Annotated in this window: 17 protein-coding genes; 16 read left to right on the plus strand and 1 reads right to left on the minus strand. The window is 47.9% G+C overall.

Annotated elements, in window-relative coordinates:
* Positions 1 to 25 precede the first annotated feature (25 nt).
* From AC0YN4_RS01920 to AC0YN4_RS01965, 10 genes are all read left to right on the plus strand, one after another.
* Positions 26 to 1537, plus strand: coding sequence for a response regulator (locus AC0YN4_RS01920; RefSeq protein WP_475834974.1), 1512 nt, complete (start codon positions 26 to 28; stop codon positions 1535 to 1537).
* Positions 1538 to 1625: 88 nt separating this feature from the next.
* Entirely contained in the window at positions 1626 to 3596 is a 1971-nt protein-coding gene (locus tag AC0YN4_RS01925; RefSeq protein WP_475835562.1) for an ABC transporter substrate-binding protein, read from the plus strand.
* 89 nt (positions 3597 to 3685) lie between these two features.
* Positions 3686 to 4684, plus strand: coding sequence for an ABC transporter permease (locus tag AC0YN4_RS01930; RefSeq protein ID WP_475780771.1), 999 nt, complete (start codon positions 3686 to 3688; stop codon positions 4682 to 4684).
* A gap of 24 nt (positions 4685 to 4708) precedes the next feature.
* Positions 4709 to 5533 carry an ABC transporter permease gene (locus AC0YN4_RS01935; RefSeq protein WP_218147126.1) on the plus strand — a complete coding sequence of 275 codons (825 nt, stop codon included), beginning with the start codon at positions 4709 to 4711 and terminating at the stop codon, positions 5531 to 5533.
* A gap of 1 nt (position 5534) precedes the next feature.
* On the plus strand, positions 5535 to 6494 hold the full coding sequence (locus tag AC0YN4_RS01940) for an ABC transporter ATP-binding protein (protein WP_475780772.1): 960 nt from the start codon (positions 5535 to 5537) through the stop codon (positions 6492 to 6494).
* 63 nt (positions 6495 to 6557) lie between these two features.
* A complete protein-coding gene (locus AC0YN4_RS01945; RefSeq protein ID WP_475780773.1) occupies positions 6558 to 7601 on the plus strand; it encodes an ABC transporter ATP-binding protein in 1044 nt (347 codons plus the stop codon).
* A gap of 22 nt (positions 7602 to 7623) precedes the next feature.
* Complete coding sequence (locus AC0YN4_RS01950) at positions 7624 to 8730, plus strand: glycoside hydrolase family 172 protein (protein WP_475780774.1); 1107 nt, start codon at positions 7624 to 7626, stop codon at positions 8728 to 8730.
* A 140-nt stretch (positions 8731 to 8870) separates the two neighbouring features.
* Positions 8871 to 9518, plus strand: coding sequence for a DsbA family protein (locus AC0YN4_RS01955; RefSeq protein WP_475834975.1), 648 nt, complete (start codon positions 8871 to 8873; stop codon positions 9516 to 9518).
* 95 nt (positions 9519 to 9613) lie between these two features.
* Positions 9614 to 10321 (plus strand): DNA alkylation repair protein, encoded by a 708-nt coding sequence (locus AC0YN4_RS01960; RefSeq protein WP_475834976.1) that lies wholly within the window; start codon positions 9614 to 9616, stop codon positions 10319 to 10321.
* A 69-nt stretch (positions 10322 to 10390) separates the two neighbouring features.
* Complete coding sequence (locus AC0YN4_RS01965) at positions 10391 to 10753, plus strand: hypothetical protein (protein WP_475834977.1); 363 nt, start codon at positions 10391 to 10393, stop codon at positions 10751 to 10753.
* A gap of 22 nt (positions 10754 to 10775) precedes the next feature.
* Here AC0YN4_RS01965 and AC0YN4_RS01970 read toward each other — a convergent pair whose 3' ends face one another.
* Positions 10776 to 11144 (minus strand): VOC family protein, encoded by a 369-nt coding sequence (locus AC0YN4_RS01970; protein WP_475780778.1) that lies wholly within the window; start codon positions 11142 to 11144, stop codon positions 10776 to 10778.
* Between the two features lie 121 nt (positions 11145 to 11265).
* Between AC0YN4_RS01970 and AC0YN4_RS01975 the strand changes: the two genes are divergently transcribed.
* The 6 genes from AC0YN4_RS01975 (at position 11266) to AC0YN4_RS02000 (ending at position 18608) form a co-directional block, all read left to right on the plus strand.
* Positions 11266 to 12315 (plus strand): phosphotransferase, encoded by a 1050-nt coding sequence (locus tag AC0YN4_RS01975; protein WP_475834978.1) that lies wholly within the window; start codon positions 11266 to 11268, stop codon positions 12313 to 12315.
* A gap of 487 nt (positions 12316 to 12802) precedes the next feature.
* Entirely contained in the window at positions 12803 to 13477 is a 675-nt protein-coding gene (locus tag AC0YN4_RS01980) for a TetR/AcrR family transcriptional regulator (protein ID WP_475780780.1), read from the plus strand.
* A gap of 94 nt (positions 13478 to 13571) precedes the next feature.
* Entirely contained in the window at positions 13572 to 15344 is a 1773-nt protein-coding gene (locus tag AC0YN4_RS01985; RefSeq protein WP_475780781.1) for an ABC transporter ATP-binding protein, read from the plus strand.
* Positions 15328 to 17088 (plus strand): ABC transporter ATP-binding protein, encoded by a 1761-nt coding sequence (locus AC0YN4_RS01990; RefSeq protein WP_475780782.1) that lies wholly within the window; start codon positions 15328 to 15330, stop codon positions 17086 to 17088. The genes AC0YN4_RS01985 and AC0YN4_RS01990 overlap by 17 nt, the downstream gene beginning before the upstream one ends.
* Positions 17089 to 17196: 108 nt before the next feature.
* A complete protein-coding gene (locus AC0YN4_RS01995; RefSeq protein ID WP_475780783.1) occupies positions 17197 to 18030 on the plus strand; it encodes a sugar phosphate isomerase/epimerase family protein in 834 nt (277 codons plus the stop codon).
* Positions 18031 to 18089: 59 nt separating this feature from the next.
* Positions 18090 to 18608 (plus strand): GyrI-like domain-containing protein, encoded by a 519-nt coding sequence (locus AC0YN4_RS02000; RefSeq protein ID WP_475780784.1) that lies wholly within the window; start codon positions 18090 to 18092, stop codon positions 18606 to 18608.
* The last annotated feature ends 29 nt before the right edge of the window (positions 18609 to 18637 follow it).

Consider the following 18637-nt stretch of genomic DNA (forward strand, 5'->3'; position numbering starts at 1 on the left):
CATATGCAGAAAGGGGAGGTCTGCTTTGAAAATCGTACTCGTCGATGATGAAAAGTCGGTTCTCAAAGGATTGCAGCATATTTTCGCCAAACACTGTACAGGGCATGAAATCGTCGGTACGGCGCAAAGTGCGGAGGAAGCGCTGCATGTTCTACAGGTTACGGAGGCCGATATTGTCATTACGGATGTTATGATGCCGGGGAAGAACGGGATTGAGCTTACACGTGAGCTCAGCAAGCTGTATCCCTATGTATACATCGTTATATTGAGCGGTCACGCGGAATTCGAATATGTTCGGGAAGCGATGCGATGTGGTGCAATCGATTACCTATTGAAGCCCTGCCATTATCAGACGGTCATTGACCTCTTGGATAAGATTAAAGACAAAGCGGCAGAGAAAGAAATGCAGAATGCGATATCCTCGCATAAGCAGCTGCTCGAGAACGTAATCAGAGGAATCGTTGAGCTTCCTGAAACCTGGACCGTACAACATGAATTGCTGCTGGCCGTCTTCTCCGGACATGAACCGATCGACGCTAGAATGGAGGAGCATATCACCTATCAATTGCTGCATGGGAACCTCGAGCGAGATGCCTTGGAAACGGTAATCTATGAGGGGAAATGCGTTGTTCTTTACAGGGGCGCCGTAGATCGAGCAATCTTCAAGCAGCTGCTCAATGAGTGCCGGCTGGCTATGCGCAAACAGAACCGAACTGCTGTTGCCGCCGTTCAACGCGTAAATGGTGATTCGGGATCGATTGAGCAGGCCTATGAAACTTGCTTGAGATATTGCGAGTTTCTGGCGTTTAATGAGTACTCTGCCGTTATGGATGACGAGATGTACAATCAACAGTTGAAGGAGCTGGTACCATTTGCTGTCAGTGATTACTTCTCCGGTAATAAGTTTGGCAAATATTATGCCTTGGCGGATGCCAAGAAACTGCGTCACTATATCGAAACGATCCTGCAGCAGCTGCATCATGTTCACAGTAGATTTGAGCCGGTTCGGTTGAAGCGAGAATTGCTGAGTGAGCTGATTTATTTGGAGCATGTGCTTAAAGAGCATGGGGTGGAACCATTCTTCGGTCACCAAATCGATTATGTACAGGAAATGAAGGGAATCCGCAATCTCAAAGAGCTGCTTGGTTGGTTAAAGAGCTATTTGATGTCTGCGATCATGTGCATGAATGACGAGAATCACAATCCGCACTACATTCAGACCGCCATCCGTTATATCGAGATGAATTATATGAAAGATTTAACGTTGAAAGAGGTGGCTGATGCCGTCTATCTGAATGCCTGGTATTTCAGCTCCCAATTTAAGAAGTATACCCGTGTCACGTTCAGCGAATATATCAATCTCATCCGCATTCGAATCGCCAAGGAGTTTCTCAGGCAGAAGGACTTGAAGGTCTATCAGGTGGCGGAGATGGTCGGCTTTCAAGATGCAGCTTACTTCAGCACCGTGTTTAAGGGAATCGAACATATGAGTCCGAAAGAATTCCAACAATCTTTCCTAATGTCCAATGATTCTTAACGAAATCCAAGGTTTTTCAAATTAATGATTCCTTCTACTCGCTATACTCTGATTATCCCAATAGAAGGAGGAGTGTTCATTGCGAATCATGAAAAGGCTTACAGTGCTGTTCGTTCTCACGGCACTGATCATCACGGCTTGTAATAACGACAATGACAAGAGCAACTCTACTTCAGGCACGAACAAGAATAATACGGCTGTAGGAACGGACGGCAACAAAGATTCGGGGGATTCCAAATCAGACGGCAAGATGACGGATGTCGGTACGCCGAGAAGCGAAACGTTAATCGTCGATATCTTAGGCGGTCGCAGCCCCGATCCGGATCGGTATAATCCATATGTACCGGGAGCCGTTGCCATGGATGCCGGCGTGCATCAGCTCATGTTCTCGAACTTATGGGAAATCGATACGCAGAAGGGGACGCAGATCCCGGATTTGGCTGCCACGTTCCCAGAGCCGCTGGACGGAACCAATACGAAGTTTTCGTTTAAAATCCAAGAAGGCTTGACCTGGTCTGACGGCAAACCATTCACTGCGCATGATGTGGAATTTACAGCAACGATGATTGCCGGCGCGAAGGAGCTCGGTTACAACGGCTACTTCACGAATCTAATCAAGAGCATGAAGGCGACAGATGATTACACGATTGAGGTCGAAACCGTTAATCCGGAAACCAGATTGGCACAGAAGCTCGGCGTCGTTATTTGGGGCAACAGCTTCAGAGTCATGCCAAAGCATATTTGGGAGAAAGAGGACCCGGCAACGTTCAAGTTCTCGAATCCGATCGGCGTTGGTCCGTACAAGCTGAAGGATCGCGATCCTCAAGGAAACTGGTTCCTATGGGAGAAGCGCGAGGACTGGCAGAAGAGCGATATCGGCAAGCTCGTCGGCGAGCCCGGCCCGAAATTCATCTTGTTCAAGTTCTTCGGACCGGAGGAGAAACGGATTATCGCGATGATCCAGCATGATATGGATATCCTGCAGGATATTACGCCGGAAAGCTGGGATGTGCTAAGGCAGAAGAACGAATATGCCAAAGCTTGGTATGAAGACTTCCCGTATGCAACGATGGATGATCCGTGCGAGCGGGGGATGTCCTTTAACACGGCAAAGGAGCCATACAACAATCCGGATGTTCGATGGGCACTTACTCTGATGACGGATATCAAGAACGTCTCGATGGCAACCTTCGGAGGCATGCTGCGGGTTTCTCCGATTCAACTGCCGCCGATCAAGGTGCTTCAGGATACTTATCATAAGCCGATGCTCGGATGGCTGAAGGATTTTGCGTTAGAAGACGGCTACAAACCATTCGACGACAGCTATGCGTCAGGCATTGTCGATATGTTGAAGCAGCAAGGCGTTGAAGGTTTGCCTACGGATAATAGCGCGATCAATGATACTTTCGGCGTTGGCTGGTGGAAGTTCGATCCGGCTGAAGCGGCGAAGCTGCTGGAGAAGAGTGGATTTAAGAAAGACGGCGACAAATGGCTCATGCCAAACGGTAAACCTTGGACAATGACCATCAATGCACCGGCGAACTTTGAAGTCCAGTCGATGCGATTGGCCTTTGCGGTGGCGGATTCTTGGCGTAAACAGGGCATTGACGTGAATGTGCAGCAAATGGAAGGCGCTTCCTTCTGGGACAGTGAATCGACAGGTGCGTTCCAAATCGGCTCATACTGGCCGGCATGCGGATTGCTGCCGGATACGACGGCTAATATGACCGGCTGGCATAAGCAGTACATTGTGCCGATCGGTGAGCAAGCACCAGGTAACCGCAACCGGTGGGCAAATGACCGTGTGAGCACCTTGTTGGATGAGCTCGACAGCTTGCCTAGCGATGATCCGAAGGTAATCCAGAACATTACGGAAATCAACAAAGAATTCGTTAAAGGCATGCCGTTCATTCCGATGTTCGGTACCTCCAAATTCGTTCCGGTGGATACGTATTATTGGGATGGATTCCAAACTTCGGAGAATGCGTTCGAGGGTCCATGGTGGTGGTGGTCGCAGTTTAAGTTCTACACCCCTCACTTGAAGCCGACAGGCAGATAACGCTGAATCCTAATTCGAATACATACCGGGCTGCAGAGGTCCGGTATGTATTTTTCAAACTAGTCATGCAGGCGGGGAGATGCTGCTTTATGGGATTTTACAAGTTTCTGCTGTCCAAAGTGATTTCCTTTGTGCTCGTCGTATTCATCGGCATCACGACCGTATTCTTCGTGCCCCGGTTCATGCCATCGGATCCGGTGGAAGCGATGATCGGCAAGATGACGGCGAACCAGGCGTTCATGGAACCGGATGCGATCATTACCTTGCGCGAAACCTTGAACGAATCCTTCGGACTCGAAGGCTCGATGTGGGATCAATATTTGGGGTTTGTGAAGCGGGTTATCATTACGCAGGATTTCGGCCCGTCACTGGCCAGTTACCCGAATCCGGTCAATGAATTAATCGCGAAAGCTCTGCCTTGGACGATGGGATTGCTGTTAATCTCGACGATCATTGCATGGCTGATCGGCAATATTGTCGGCTTACTTGCCGGCTTCCTCAAAGATAAATCGTACTCCAAAGCGATGGAGGCCATCTCCATCATGATCTATCCGATTCCCTACTATATATTGGCGCTGATTCTGATCATGCTGCTGTCGTATATTTATCCGATTTTTCCGCTATCGGCCACCTTTCAAGGAGATGGGTTCTCATGGGCGCATATCAAGAGCATCGTTTATAATTCCATCTTGCCCGCGTTCTCCATGATTCTTGTAGGAACAGGCTGGTGGGTGATTAGTATGAAGACCTTGTCTGCCGGGATCGCCGAAGAAGATTATGTTCAATTTGCCAGACTTAAGGGCTTAAGCGAACGCAAGATTATGACCAAATACGTGCTGCCGAATGCAGCGCTTCCGCAGGTTACGATGCTGGCATTGCAGATCGGAACGATCTTCAATGGGGCGTTAATTACGGAAATCCTGTTCGGTTATCCGGGGATCGGGACCCTCATTTATACCGGTATTCTACAGGCTGACTATAACCTGATCATGGGGACGATTACGCTTTCGATCATCGCGGTGGCAGCGGCTACCTTTATCGTGGATTTCTTATATCCGTTCCTGGATCCCCGGGTTCGTTATAAATAAGTGTGCTTCGGAGGTGAGTGACAGGTGAAGCATTGGAATTTTCGTTTAAAGCTGGGTGTTTCGATGCTGGGTATCTTCATTATTCTCGGCTTCATCGTTCCTTTCTTCTACCAGGGTAATCCGATCGAATGGGGAACGTATCTGAAGAATCTCAAGCCGAGTAAGGACCATCTCTTCGGCACGACGAACCTGGGTCAAGACACGTTCTGGCTGCTGGCCAAATCCATCCAAAACTCGTTCATTATCGGTATCATCGTTGCCTTCTTCGCTACGCTGATCGGCGTTCTGCTCGGGCTTTGGGCCGGATTTAAAGGTGGATTTATCGATCGGCTGATTACCATCATGACTGACTCCTTCATCGTCATTCCTTCGCTCCCCATTCTGATCCTGCTCGGAAGTCTCATGCAGGGCAAAGCATCGCTCTTTATGATTTCGTTCGTGCTCATCATCTTTAACTGGCCCTGGCCGGCGCGGCAGCTCCGCTCCATGGCGTTATCGCTTAGTGAACGCGACTTTATCAGTACGGCCATCTTCTCCGGACAGAACACGCTTAAGATCATCGTCAAAGAAATCTTTCCTTTTGTTGCAGGATGGTCCGTTGCTAATTTTGTCAATACGATCCTCGTGGCCATCGGCTCAGAATCCGGCTTGGCGGTGATCGGAATGTCCAGCAATGAGAAGGCTACGCTCGGCACGATGATTTATTGGGCGAACCAGCATCAGGCCATGCTGGCTGAGCGCTGGTGGTGGATCGGTTCTCCGGTTGTTGCCATCGCCTTAATCTTCATTGCGCTATTCTTGGTTATGACGGGCTATCAGCAATATTCTGCGCTAAGGAGAGGGAAGTAAGATGCTGAAGCTAAATCAGGTTAGTGCGCAATATAACATGTTGAACGGTTATGTGAAAGCTGTCGATAAAGTCGATTTCGAGGTTCGCAGAAATGAGATATTCGGCATAGCGGGCGAATCCGGCTGCGGAAAATCGACGCTTCTTAAGGTGATGTACGATTTAATCCAATATCCGCTTGAAATCGCATCAGGTTCAGTAGAAGTGCACACTTCGGACAGGAAAGGTGTGCCTGTTATCTATCGCAACGGCGAGATCCATAAGAGCTGGTGGAAAGACATCTCTTACGTGCCGCAAGGCGCGATGCATGTCATGAATCCGGTCACCAGAGTGAAAAATCAATTCTTCGACACCATCAGCAAGTTCCATGGCGTGAAGAATAAGAGAACGCTGGAGCATGAAATAACGGCGTATTTGAAGGAACTGGAGCTGCCGCCGGAAGTGCTCAAAGCGTATCCCCATCAACTAAGCGGCGGTATGAGGCAGCGGGTGTTGATTGCACTTGCGACATTCCTGCATCCAAGTATTGTCCTAGCAGATGAGCCAACGACGGCGCTGGATGTTGTCGTGCAAAGAGGAATACTCACCATGCTTTCACAGGTACAGAAGAAGCTGATGAACTCCATGGTCATTGTGTCTCATGACATGGGTGTGCATTATCAGATTACCAATCGAATGGGCATTATGTATGCCGGCCAGATGATTGAAATCGGTCCGACGGACCGGATATTTAATGAGCCTAAACATCCCTACACCAAAATGTTAATAAATGCACTTCCGCGAATCGGAGATAACAGCCAGAAGGAAGGCATACCGGGAACGCCGCCAAGCTTGAAGAATCCGCCTGCCGGCTGCCGCTTTGCCGCGAGGTGTCCGCATGTGATGGAGGCCTGCCGAGTAGTAGAACCAGAGCGGGTGAATGTTGGCGAGGGTCATTATGCGAGCTGCCATTTGCTCAACTAGGCGGAGTCATATCGAAGTTTGTTCATGCTCATGCGGAGCAACTGCTAAGAAGGAGGTGTTGGATTGGCTGCAAACATTCTGGAAATCCATGGTCTCTCTATGCATTACAAAATCGGCGGTATGCTGCTTGGGACCAAAATTACAGCGGTAGATCACATCGATTTAACCCTGCCGGGGGATAAACCGCAAATCATGAGTATCGTCGGTGAATCCGGTTGTGGGAAGACGACACTCGCGAAGATGATCTTGCGCCTGCTAGAGCCGTCTTTCGGCGAGGTTGTCATTGATGGCACGCCGCTGTCTTTCTATGCCAAACGAAAGAACAAGAAGGCTTTTCTGAAGACGGTACAACCTATCTTTCAAAACCCGTTCTCTACGTTCAGCAGCCGGAAGACGGTGGATACCTATCTCTACGAAACGGCGCTTAACCTGGATGTGGCCGCAACTAAACAGGAAGCCAAGGGCATTATTACGGAGGTTCTGAAATCCGTTGGACTTGATTTGGCCAATGTGGCCGGCAAATATCCGAATCAGTTCTCCGGCGGAGAGCTGCAGCGGATATCGATCGCGCGGGCGCTTATTCCGAAGCCCAGACTTATCGTTGCGGACGAACCGGTTGCTATGATAGATGCATCCCTGCGGATGAACGTGGTGAACCTCTTCATGAAGCTGAAGGATGAATATAACGTCAACTTTATCTACATTACGCATGATCTATCCACGGCTTATTATGTCAGCGATTATATTGCGACGATGTACCGAGGGAATTTAATCGAATATGGCAAAGCCAAAGAAATACTAAACCATCCTGCACATCCCTATACGGAGCTGCTGCTGGAGTCCATCCCGCGGGTCGGGAAGAAATGGAATGAAGACATGAAGCTTCCTGATCTGGAAAGCAAAGAATATGGCCTTCATGGTTGCAAGTTCGCCGCACGATGCGTGTATGCCCAAGAAATTTGCCGTTCAACCAAACCGGGCATGCTTCAATTGACTGCGAATCATCAAGTGCTTTGTTTCAAGCACAGCGGTTATCAGATCGCGGCAGCGGAAGCAAGAATAGGCGTTCACGCAGCTGCAAGCCATAATTCGGATCTTAGTTTGTAAATTTGATAGGGAGGTCGTTCACATGCTGCAAAATCAAGGATTAGGATTCGGTTTATCCACGGCACCGCTTATGAGCAATGCGAAGACGCGTTCAATCAGCGCTGAGAATCCGAGGGGGGAAGTCGGTGCAGGCGGAAAGGAAGCCAGTAATTTAGGCGTTGGACGGAAGGGCAGACCGTGTATTACGCTCCAGCAGGGGGAAACGGTCACGTTGATGGAAGTGGACGGGCCGGGCGTGATCCAGCATTTCTGGATCACGGTTACGGACCGGACGGATAAAGGCTACTTCGTGCTGCGAGACTTGGTTATCCGGATGTACTGGGATGACGAGGCGGAGCCTTCGGTCGAAGTGCCGCTAGGGGACTTCTTCTGCAACGGTTTCGGTGCGCGGAGTATCGTGAATTCGCTGCCGATTGTCGTAAATCCGACAGGAGGCATGAACTGTTATTTTCCGATGCCATTCCGCAGCAAAGCCAAGATTACGATAGAGAACCAGCATGCGCGCGAAATCGGCGGGTTTTTCTATCAATTTAGTTATACCTTAGTCGATGAGATTCCGGAGGAAGCCGGGTATTTCCATGCACAGTGGAGACGGGAGAATATTACGACCGCGGCGCAGGATTTCACGATCTTGGATAACGTGAAAGGGAAGGGACATTACGTCGGTACATACTTGGCTTGGGCAGCTCTGGAGCGGTACTGGTGGGGAGAAGGCGAGATCAAGTTTTATATGGACGGCGATGAAGAGTGGCCGACTATATGTGGCACGGGGACAGAAGATTATTTCGGAGGCGCTTGGTGCTTCTACGAGAAACGAGAGGGGACAATTGTTGAAGTTCCCTATAATACGCCTTATCTCGGTTATCCCTATTATTCGAAGACGGATACGACGCGCAGCGACATCTTCGGGGAAGACAGCGTGCCGATGCATGGCTTATACCGTTGGCATCTGATGGACCCGATCCGCTTCGAGAACGAGCTGAAGGTGACGATTCAACAAATGGGACATAACAGTCGCGCTTTGTTCGAGAGAACGGATGATGTGTCATCGGTAGCTTACTGGTATCAAGCGGAGCCGCATGCTGCGTTCCCGGCACTTCAGCCTGTCGAAATGCGCTGGCCAAGGTAAGATGATGCTATTAAATAGTCCGGAATGAAAGGCTGCCTTGGCAGTCTTTCTATTTATTCTGATGTAGAAGGGCGGAACCGACCATGGATGCGTTGGTTGATAACAAGAGAATTCCGGGAGGAACTAAGCGATTAAGGGCCATGGAGAAAAAGAAGCAGAAGGAACGCAAACGTTGGATCTTCTTCTGCATCTGTTTCGCAGCTATTGCAGCAATCGTTATAGCGGTTATATTCGCGCCTAAGCCAAAACCGGTTGCATTCGATTATCAGCAGCTTCCCAGGCTTGGTTCGGCCGATGCGCCGATCAAAATCGTCGAGTTCGGTGACTTTAAGTGCCCGGCCTGCCGCTTTTTCAGTCAAGAAATGAAGCCAAGGCTGGTACAGGACTACATTGATAAAGGAACAGTCGCGCTATATTTCATGAATCATACGATTATCGGACCGGATTCATTTGCAGCCGCTATGGCGGGTCAATCCATTTATCATCAAAATGCTAATGAATTTTGGAAATACTACGATGCGATCTATAAGAACCAAGGGGATGAACAGGTTGCTTGGGCAACTCCGGATGTTCTCGTTGAACTGGCGAAGAACGCACAGCTTCAAGTCGATTACGAGAAGTTAAGGCAAGATATTGACACCGAGGCATATGCCGACGAGGTGATTGCCCATAATGCGAAGGCTGAGGAGCTGATTTCGGCTACGCCGACGCTATTTATTAATGGGATTAAATATGTAGACTTCGCGGATTATGACAAACTTAAGAGAGCGATTGCCAAGGCCGGGTAGGTCTTAACTTATGGCGGATTTTTAATTATAATAAAGGATAAAGATGTTTAGGCAGCCTGTACGACTACTATACCAATATAAGGACGTGCTATGGAATGAATGTGGACTCCGTCATGCTTGAGCTTGAAGCAATCGGCAAGGAACGCAGCAAGAAAATGTACATGTCCAATGGAGCGCAAGAACCGTTGTTCGGAGCGACTACAGGCGAAATGAAGCCTATTGCCAAGAAGATCAAAATTAATCAACCTCTGGCGGAGCAGCTGTACGCAACGGGGAATTATGATGCTATGTACTTTGCCGGCGTAATTGCGGATCCTAAAGGGATGACTGCAGCCGATTATGACCGATGGATGGATTCGGCTTATTTCTTTATGTTGTCCGATTACGTGGTAGCCGTAACTTTGGCGGAATCGGATATAGCGCAGGAAGTAGCCGATAACTGGATTGCCAGCGGGGAAGAGCTGCGTATGTCTGGCGGCTGGAGCTGTTACTGCTGGCTGCTCGGCAATCGAAAAGACAGTGAGTTTTCCGAAAGTAAGCTTGCCAATATGCTTGATCTAGTAGCCGATACGATCCACGATGCTCCCGAACGCACGAAATTCGCGATGAATAATTTCATAACCACCGTAGCGGTGTCTTATATCCCTCTCCACGATAAGGCTGTCGAGATTGCAAAAGCCGTTGGTCCGGTAGAAGTCAACAAACACAAGGCGAAGAGCAAGTTAATATCCGCATTGGATAATATTCAGAAGGCCATTGATCGAGGGCAGATTGGTTTCAAACGTAAGTATGTCCGGTGTTAATAAACAAAACGGCAGCAATCATTGCGATTGGCTGCCGTTTATAGTTGTTGCCATAAGGAGGAAACTCGATTGAAAAGGGATTTCTATCACTATTTGATCGTACAGTATTTAATTGTGTTTGTTCCCCCTGCGGTAGCCGCGATTCTGTTTGATTTTAACGACAATTTCAATACTTATTTAGAAAAGTACATTGGCTATACGGTAGGATTAACGGGGTTAATTACTATGGGTCTTTTATCCATGTTTCTGAAAAATGATGTTATTATGTCGATCATCTTCTTGATGATAAAATGGATTGTATTCTATCCGCTGTTTATGATGATGTATTTCGCTCTCAGACGAGTTAAATGGTTACCAATTTTGATAAGTTCGCTGTTGGGTGTATGGGGCGTGATCTTCGGTGCATTCATTATGATTGCAGCGATGCAGTGAAAATTCTTTAACGATCTGATGTTTAGAGCGCCTCGCCAAAGTAAATCGTGTGTCCCTGATCGTCCTCGATGATGAACTCCTTAGTACTCCAATCCGTTACATGCACATCCTTAGTCAATAGGATCCCTCGAGCCTTCAGTTCCTCGGCCAAGGCAGCGGCATCTTCCGTTTGCAGGTAGAGCGTGAAATGGTCACCATCGCGTGTATAAGGGATAGAAGGGTCCTGTTCACAGACAAACTTGAGGTGAAAGATTTGGTTACCTGCACGAATGCCGGCGTAGAAGTCTTCGTAGCGAAATGCGAGTTCCAAGCCTAATTGCGTCGTGTAAAACTGTATGGAGCTTTCAAGATTCATCGTTCGCAGCTGCGGGATAACGCCTGAGATTTTCATGAATTCTCCTCCTACCAGAGTGTGAGTTCCTAATTATACCATTTTAATTAGCGAGAATCGAAGGTTAACGTCATTAAATTTAAGGAAATGTAATTGTATATTAACGTTGGGAGCGATTTGTTTGGAAGTCAACTATCACATCGAAGATCGTGTGCTCGCAGCGACGCTTGATAGAGAATACGGGATACAAGTCGAAAGCATTCACTTCATTCCTATGGGGGATTCCGCTTACTCTTACCGGGTGAATTGCAGCAATGATGATCGTTATTATCTGAAATTATTTGATCTTAACAATGACAGACAAAGAATGAGTATGGAACGTTTTCACAGTTACTTACCATTAACGTGGAACTTGTTTCATCAAGGGCTTTTTCAAAATATCACCTATCCCATTAAGAATCGGAGCGGCGAATTTTCAACAATAAGTAATGAGATCACGCTCGTATTATTTAATTATATTCAAGGGGAATCCTTGGCAGAGGCATACCCTTTCTCCGGAGAGATTCTTGAACGCATTGCCGCATCCGTAGCTGCCATTCATTCGATTACTCCATCTATAGACAAGACTACGGTTGCGGCAGAGACCTATGATATTTCTTTTGACCGTGATCTTGAAAAGTGTATTTCGTTGTTCGAAAGCACACTGACTTTTGACAATCCCAGTAAACAAGTGCTGCGTGAGCATGTTTTACCGAAGAAAGAGCAAATTCTTGTCCTATTGAATCTCGTTCGTAAACTTCGTTTGGCGGCAATGTCGGAAACCCATGAGTTCAAGTTATGTCACGGCGATGTTTGGGGTGGCAATCTCATTCGTCATGGCCAAGCGTTGTATGTGATAGATTGGGAATCCGCAATTATGGCGCCGATAGAATTCGATTTGATTGGTTATATCGGGGAGGAGTTCGATGTTTTCTTCCCCGCTTATGAGAAGCATGTAGGCAAATCTGTGGCCATAAATCCGGATTTATTGCGATTTTACTCCTACCGTCACCATCTTCGGAATTTAACCAATTGGTTCATGAATATTCTATATCGAAACACCGAAGACGCTCAGAACGAGAATGATCTGGAGATGATTCTCTATCACTGCATGAATCGTTGGGATCGCATTGAGCCTATGGTTAAGGAAGTGGAAGCTAATCTTCGGAGGAGGAGCAGCGGAATACAATGAACATGTCAGAGCTTAAGCGACTTATCATTTCAATCGAGATTAAGGCTTTAGAGAAAACCATAGTGGATGGATTATAGAAGTGAAAATAACCTAATAGAGGTGAACGGATGGTAATCGTTTTAATTTTTATTTTGCCCGTGATTCTAATTCTCTTCTTAATCAATATTGATGCGAATGTGAAGAAACAATTACTGAATGATGAACGCATAATAGAAAGACTCGACATCTTAATTAATACTCAAAAGGAGAAGGACAAGAATAATTCGGAATAATCCAAAATTTGGGCTTTATATGTGTTTCGCGTCCATACCGAGTGTTTGGAACCTATTTGTTGGGGTACTAATCCTTTACCTGATAGCAGCGATAAGGATGAATAGAAGCGGCTACCGCCACACGATCGGATAGTGCGGATCATTCTGGATAGGATTGACAATAGAGAAAACGGCACATACAATATGAATGAACGATTCATTCTTAGAGGTGAGCCATGGCAGACGAACGACTGCGCAGCATTTATTTTCATGCGGGACGACTATTTAATACCAAGCGTTATGCGAATACGAAGGTATCGGAGATTGCAGAAGCGGCCGGTGTCGCAACGGGTACGATCTACAACCTGTTTACAAGCAAGAAGGCCATTCTTACTTTTGTCATACGCGCGTCATTGGAGAAAGATTATCTCGATAGCGAAATCGCATTGCCCGTCGAAGAGGCTGACATGAAACATCTGTATAGCCTTTGCGAGAAATTAAATGACAGGGTATTCGGCGAAGTTTTGCGAATTACCAACGTTGATGGGACAATCATCAAGAGCTTCACGCAGATGGTAGCCGACATCTTCGATATGAGTGCGGATATTCTTCTAGCAACCGGTAATATCGAGACGAACGCGAGTATTCTTCGCGAGCTGGCGAACTCTTTTTTTCCTGCAAGGGATCAGTTCTTCCGCGTATTCGAAACTAACCTCATGACCTTTATGGAAGCAGGAGAGATTCGGAAGTTGGATTACCCGCGCGTCCACGTGCAAAGCATCAACGATATTTTGACATGGTGGGCTATGAACGCGAATATTGCCATGCCTGAAATTTCGGTACCGCGCGCTGCAGCCCGGGAAATCGCGGTTGACCTCGTGGCACGAGCCTACTCCACTCCAAACAAATGAACGGGCAGCATTTCAATCGGCACGCTTCGGCGTGCTTTATTAAATGAATAAAAATGAATGAACCATTCATTCACGGAGAAATGGAGATGGAGAAATGAATGTAAGGTATGTAAAGTCAAAGCAAGAAACCCATCAACAGGAGACACCTCCGGGCTCATTGCAAGTCATGCTCCGCTACTTCACAGTCAACAAGAAATACACGCCTATTCTCGTATCCACGATCCTTTTCTCTCTTCTCACATCGGCAGTGCTAAGTCTGATGACGCAAAGCTTCCACGCCATTATTGATCAATTCGGTACAACGGGTACGATCGTAAACATGCAAACTGCTGTCCTGCTGCTCGCACTTGTTGTGTTTATACCCTCGCAATATCTGCAGCAATATCTAGGTATGAAATACAGCGAGCAGTGCGACCGCAATCTTCGCAATACCAATTTTGCCATCGTATCCGGAATCGACAAGCAGCTGCTGGATGGTCTTAATAGCGGGGATATTCTATCACGTGCCAACAGCGATCTCATCCAAATCAACGAATCGCTGCAGAACTATTTCTCGGTGAAACTGCCGCAGCAGATCATCGGTATTGTAGCGCTTGCGGCCTCACTGTACATCAGCTGGCAACTAACATTATTCTCGCTTGCTGTCGTACCGGTCATCGCGTTCTTACAAGTCCGAATCTCGGCACCGCTAATTCGTTTCGTCCAGCAGCGGCAGCAAGCAGCCGGTGAAGCACTCTCCGTTGCGAATCACTTGATGGGCGGCTACGAAATAGCGAAGATGTATAAACTTGGTGACTTACTGCGTCAACGTTATGAAGAAGCGGTAGACCGAGCCGCCGACAGCGGAATTCAAGCCAATCGCGCGACAATCTTGCTCTCTCCGTTAAGTCAGGTCTTATTATTTCTCCCCCAAATCATCATCTGCGGCTTCGGTGTATACCTGGCAAGCGCCCATCAAATTACTTCCGGCAGTGTCATGTCTGTCATTATCTTAAGTGTCTTCATAGGAAATCCAATCGGTGATTTGTCATCCGTTTTGTCCGCCTTCAAAACCGCGAGGGGCTGCGCAACTCGCGTTTTCGAATTATGGGATCTGACAAGAGAGCCAGCAGGGGGGACGGCAAAGGTTCCGGTTAACCAAGTGATTCGATTCTCCGATGTTTGGTTCTCGTATGAGGGTCAGTCGTCGCCCGTTCTAAGAGGTGTTTCATTCAACGTAAAACGGGGTGAGCATATCGCGCTCGTCGGCACAAGCGGCTCGGGAAAATCAACCGCGCTCAAACTGCTCATGGCGTTGTACCGCAAGGATGAGGGAGAGATCGATATATTCGGTCATGCTGTGGAAGAATGGGCAACGGATGCACTCCGCGAGCACATCTCCTATGTAGGTCAGGATACGTATTTGTTTGCCGGGACGCTATGGGATAACGTTGCATTGGGCAATCCGAGCGCAAGCGATGCACAGATACAAGCGGCGATTGACGCCGCGCTGCTTCAAGATATCGATTTGAAGCGAGAAATCGGCGAACGCGGGATGCGTCTATCCGGAGGACAACGGCAGCGGGTATCGATCGCTCGTGCGATGTTGAAAGATGCTCCGCTGCTCTTGCTTGACGAACCCACCTCAGCGCTGGATACGCATAGTGAAGCTTTGGTGTCGGAAGGACTTCGTCGGCTTATGCATGGACGTACCACGATCATCATTGCGCACAGATTGTCTGCCCTTCGCCATATTGACCGAGTTCTATGCCTACATGACGGTCAGATCATGGAAAGTGGTACACATGAACAACTGATGGCGTTGCAAGGCGTTTATCATCGATTCTACAAGTCCCAGGAGGCGGATAATCATGAATACTGCGATTGACAGTATCCGGCATACCGTTCGAATGATGATCTGGTCGTGGCAATTCATAAAAACGTGGCAAAGGAGCTATATCGGATGTTCTTTGATCAGTGTGTTGCAGAACGCATGGATGTCGATTACCTCTGCCTATTTAATCGGTCAAACGACGGCACACGCCGCAACAGGCAATTTTGCTGCTATGGTACAAACGATTGGAGTAGTCGCAGCAAGCGTAATGCTGGGCATTATCGTCATGACGGCAGTAAATTATAAAGCCGCTGCCATTAAAGTCCTTGGCCTTGCGCAGATTCGTAAGGCATTATTCGCGAAGTTGACCGCTATACCGGCAGCAAAAGCGGATTCGCAGTTATCCGGCGACATGTCTACTCGCTTAAGCATGGATGCGGAGCGTACAGCCGATTTCTTCGGTTCGATGATGACGGGAGATCGCAGTTTAGCCGCCATTCCGGTCAGTATCCTCATTTCAACCGTCATCTGTATCGTTTCGCAACCCATTATAGGTATCCTTAACCTCGTATTTGGACTGATTAGCATCTACGCGAACCTTGCTTGCATCCGCAGAGAGTATAAGTGGCTTACCCAAAAAATGGGGATCTTGTCTACGCTCTCGCAGCGAATGCTGGATCTGATTTCGGGATTAGTTGTTGTACGTATGTTTGGTCTTACAGCGCTTTTGCAGGCGAAGTATGAGGAAGATTCCTCAACCGTCTATTCCCATGCCTTGCGCGGAGCTCGATATAATGCCTTGCGATCATCATCAAGTTCTGCCATACAGTGGGGCGCGATTATCGTCACTCTCGTCGCGGGTAGTCTATTTGTTTACAAAGGAGTGACAGACTTAGGTACTATTGTGTTCATCGTGTTATTACAGTCACAAATCAACAATGATGTGCTGTTAATGACCAACTCTTACCGTCAGCTTCAATATGCAACGATCTCCGCGGCACGCGTTAAGGAGGTTATTGATCTTCCGGATGAGCGAATGCGTGAACAATCCGTAGACCCGGATCTATTGGCGGCGAATGCAATCGAAATGCAAGGCGTGTCCGTAACCTACGAAAGCGAGCTGCCCGTTATTAAGCAATTGACTTTGCAAGTACGAAACGGAGAGAAGCTTGCCATTGTTGGCGGCAGCGGCGGAGGGAAGACGACATTGATTAAGTACATCATGGAGCTTGTGGAAGCCGATGTCGGTTCCATTCGAATATATGGTCATCCGCGAGAGCGGTATTCACAAGAAACCGTAAGAGCGCTGGTTGCCTATGTCCCGCAGAACAGTTATCTATTCGCCGGCACAATTCGAGACAATATTGCTTGGGGTATTCCCACTGCTTCAGACGAAGAAGTATGGAAAGCAGTAAGTCAAGCGGGATTACGGGAACTCATTGATCGGTTGCCCGAAGGGCTGAATACGGGTGTAGGTGAACACGGCTCGCAATTATCCGGCGGACAGCGCCAGCGAATCGCAATTGCGCGTGCAATGCTCAAGAATGCCCCGTTATTGGTACTGGACGAAGCTACATCCGCGTTGGATGGCGAGTCAGAAGAGCTCATTCAACAAGCGTTGGATCGACTCATGAAAGGGCGAACGGCAATTGTGATCGCACATCGGCTATCAACCATTCGAGATGCTGATCGAATCATTGTCATGGAGAACGGGGAAGTGGTCGAAGAAGGGAAACATGCACATTTACTGGTCCATTCGCGGCGGTATGCACAGCTCTACCGACTGCAATATGCCTAAATCCAGCATCTAGAATCGTCAACTTGTGATGGGATAGGAGGAAAATGGAAATGAAAATGGAATATGTTCCAGTAAGAACGTATTATCGCAAACTAAGGAGGATTATGTATGAAAATCAGTATTTGTTCGTTCAGTTTTCACAGATTGCTCGCGGCGGGGAAACAGGATATTTTCCAATATATTAAAGATTGCAAAGAACTCGGGTGTACGCAGCTTGATCCTTGGAATGCTCATCTGGCTGAGTTGAATCAAGGTGAGGATGCGCTGCATGCCGGTGCCAACCCAGACCAATCTCAGCATCTGACGGCTGTGGACGATGAATTTCTGGAACGCGTAAAGCATGCAGCCGAAGAAGCCGGGTTGCCGTTTGGGTGTATCGCCGTTGACGGAGCTCATATTTATGAAGAGTCCGAGGAAGCTCGGGCCAGCAATCGTCATCGGGCTTATCGGTGGATCGAAATTGCCGAGAAGCTTGGTGCTTCCCACATTCGTATCGACTCCGGCGGACCGCAGCAATGGACGGACGAAGTATTTGACATTGTTGTTGAAGGTTATCAGGATATCATTGAACGTGCCCAGAAAGCCGGTATCCAGGTCATTGTGGAGAATCACTGGGGGCCAACCGTAGATCCGGATAATACGGTCAAACTATTGGAAGCGGTTCCCGGATTGGGATTGCTGCTGGATTCATGGAATTGGGCACATGGGAAGCAGGCTGAAGGCTGGTTGAAGTGCGCGAAATACGCAACGGTTACGCATATCAAATCCTTCCATTTCACAGAAGACGGGCAGGAGCTGACTCAGAACGTACCTTCTTTCTGTAAATTACTGCAAGACAATGGGTTTAAGGGTACTTGGGGGGTTGAGAGCGTACCTGCAGACGGTAATGAAATCGAAGGCGCTCGTAAGACCATTCAGTTGATCCAACGCTCTGTTCGATAAACATTTCTCTAAGGTTAATTTATTCAAACATGATTGGAGTTTGAGAGGAGAGGTAGTTTTTGCAGAATACGATAGCTGTTGAATTGGTTGAAGTAGCTCCTTTTAAGGCTTTGGCAGTCCGGACGGGGATGACGGAAGACAAGAGCGGAACTCGGACAGCATGGAGCGCGTTAACAGAGCAGGTTTCTCTACATGATGCGAGGCTCTCTATTGGGCCTAAAGCGTACGTATTCATTCCACAGGAGCAATGGAACCAGCAAGTCGACACGCTCTGGGTTGGTTTGTCGGTGGATGAATTCGGTGATGTTCCTGATAGCATAGAGGCTTTAGAAGTTTCCGGAGGCCTCTGCGTCAGTGCTCGCGTGAGCGGGAATGAGACACATATGTGGAGCGTATATGATGCGGTTTTTGCTTGGCTGGAACAGTCTCCTGACTATGAACTCGATTCAAGCGAAGGCGTACTCGGCATGGAGACTGTTCCTTTTGAACCGTTTAATGCTCTCACAGTACCTTACTCGGAAATTGAAACGTTCAACTTCACGATGCTGTATCCGGTACGGAGAAAGTTTAATATTTAATCACATTAATTACTAAAATCTATTACAAA

The organism is Paenibacillus sp. J22R3, from assembly GCF_056269305.1.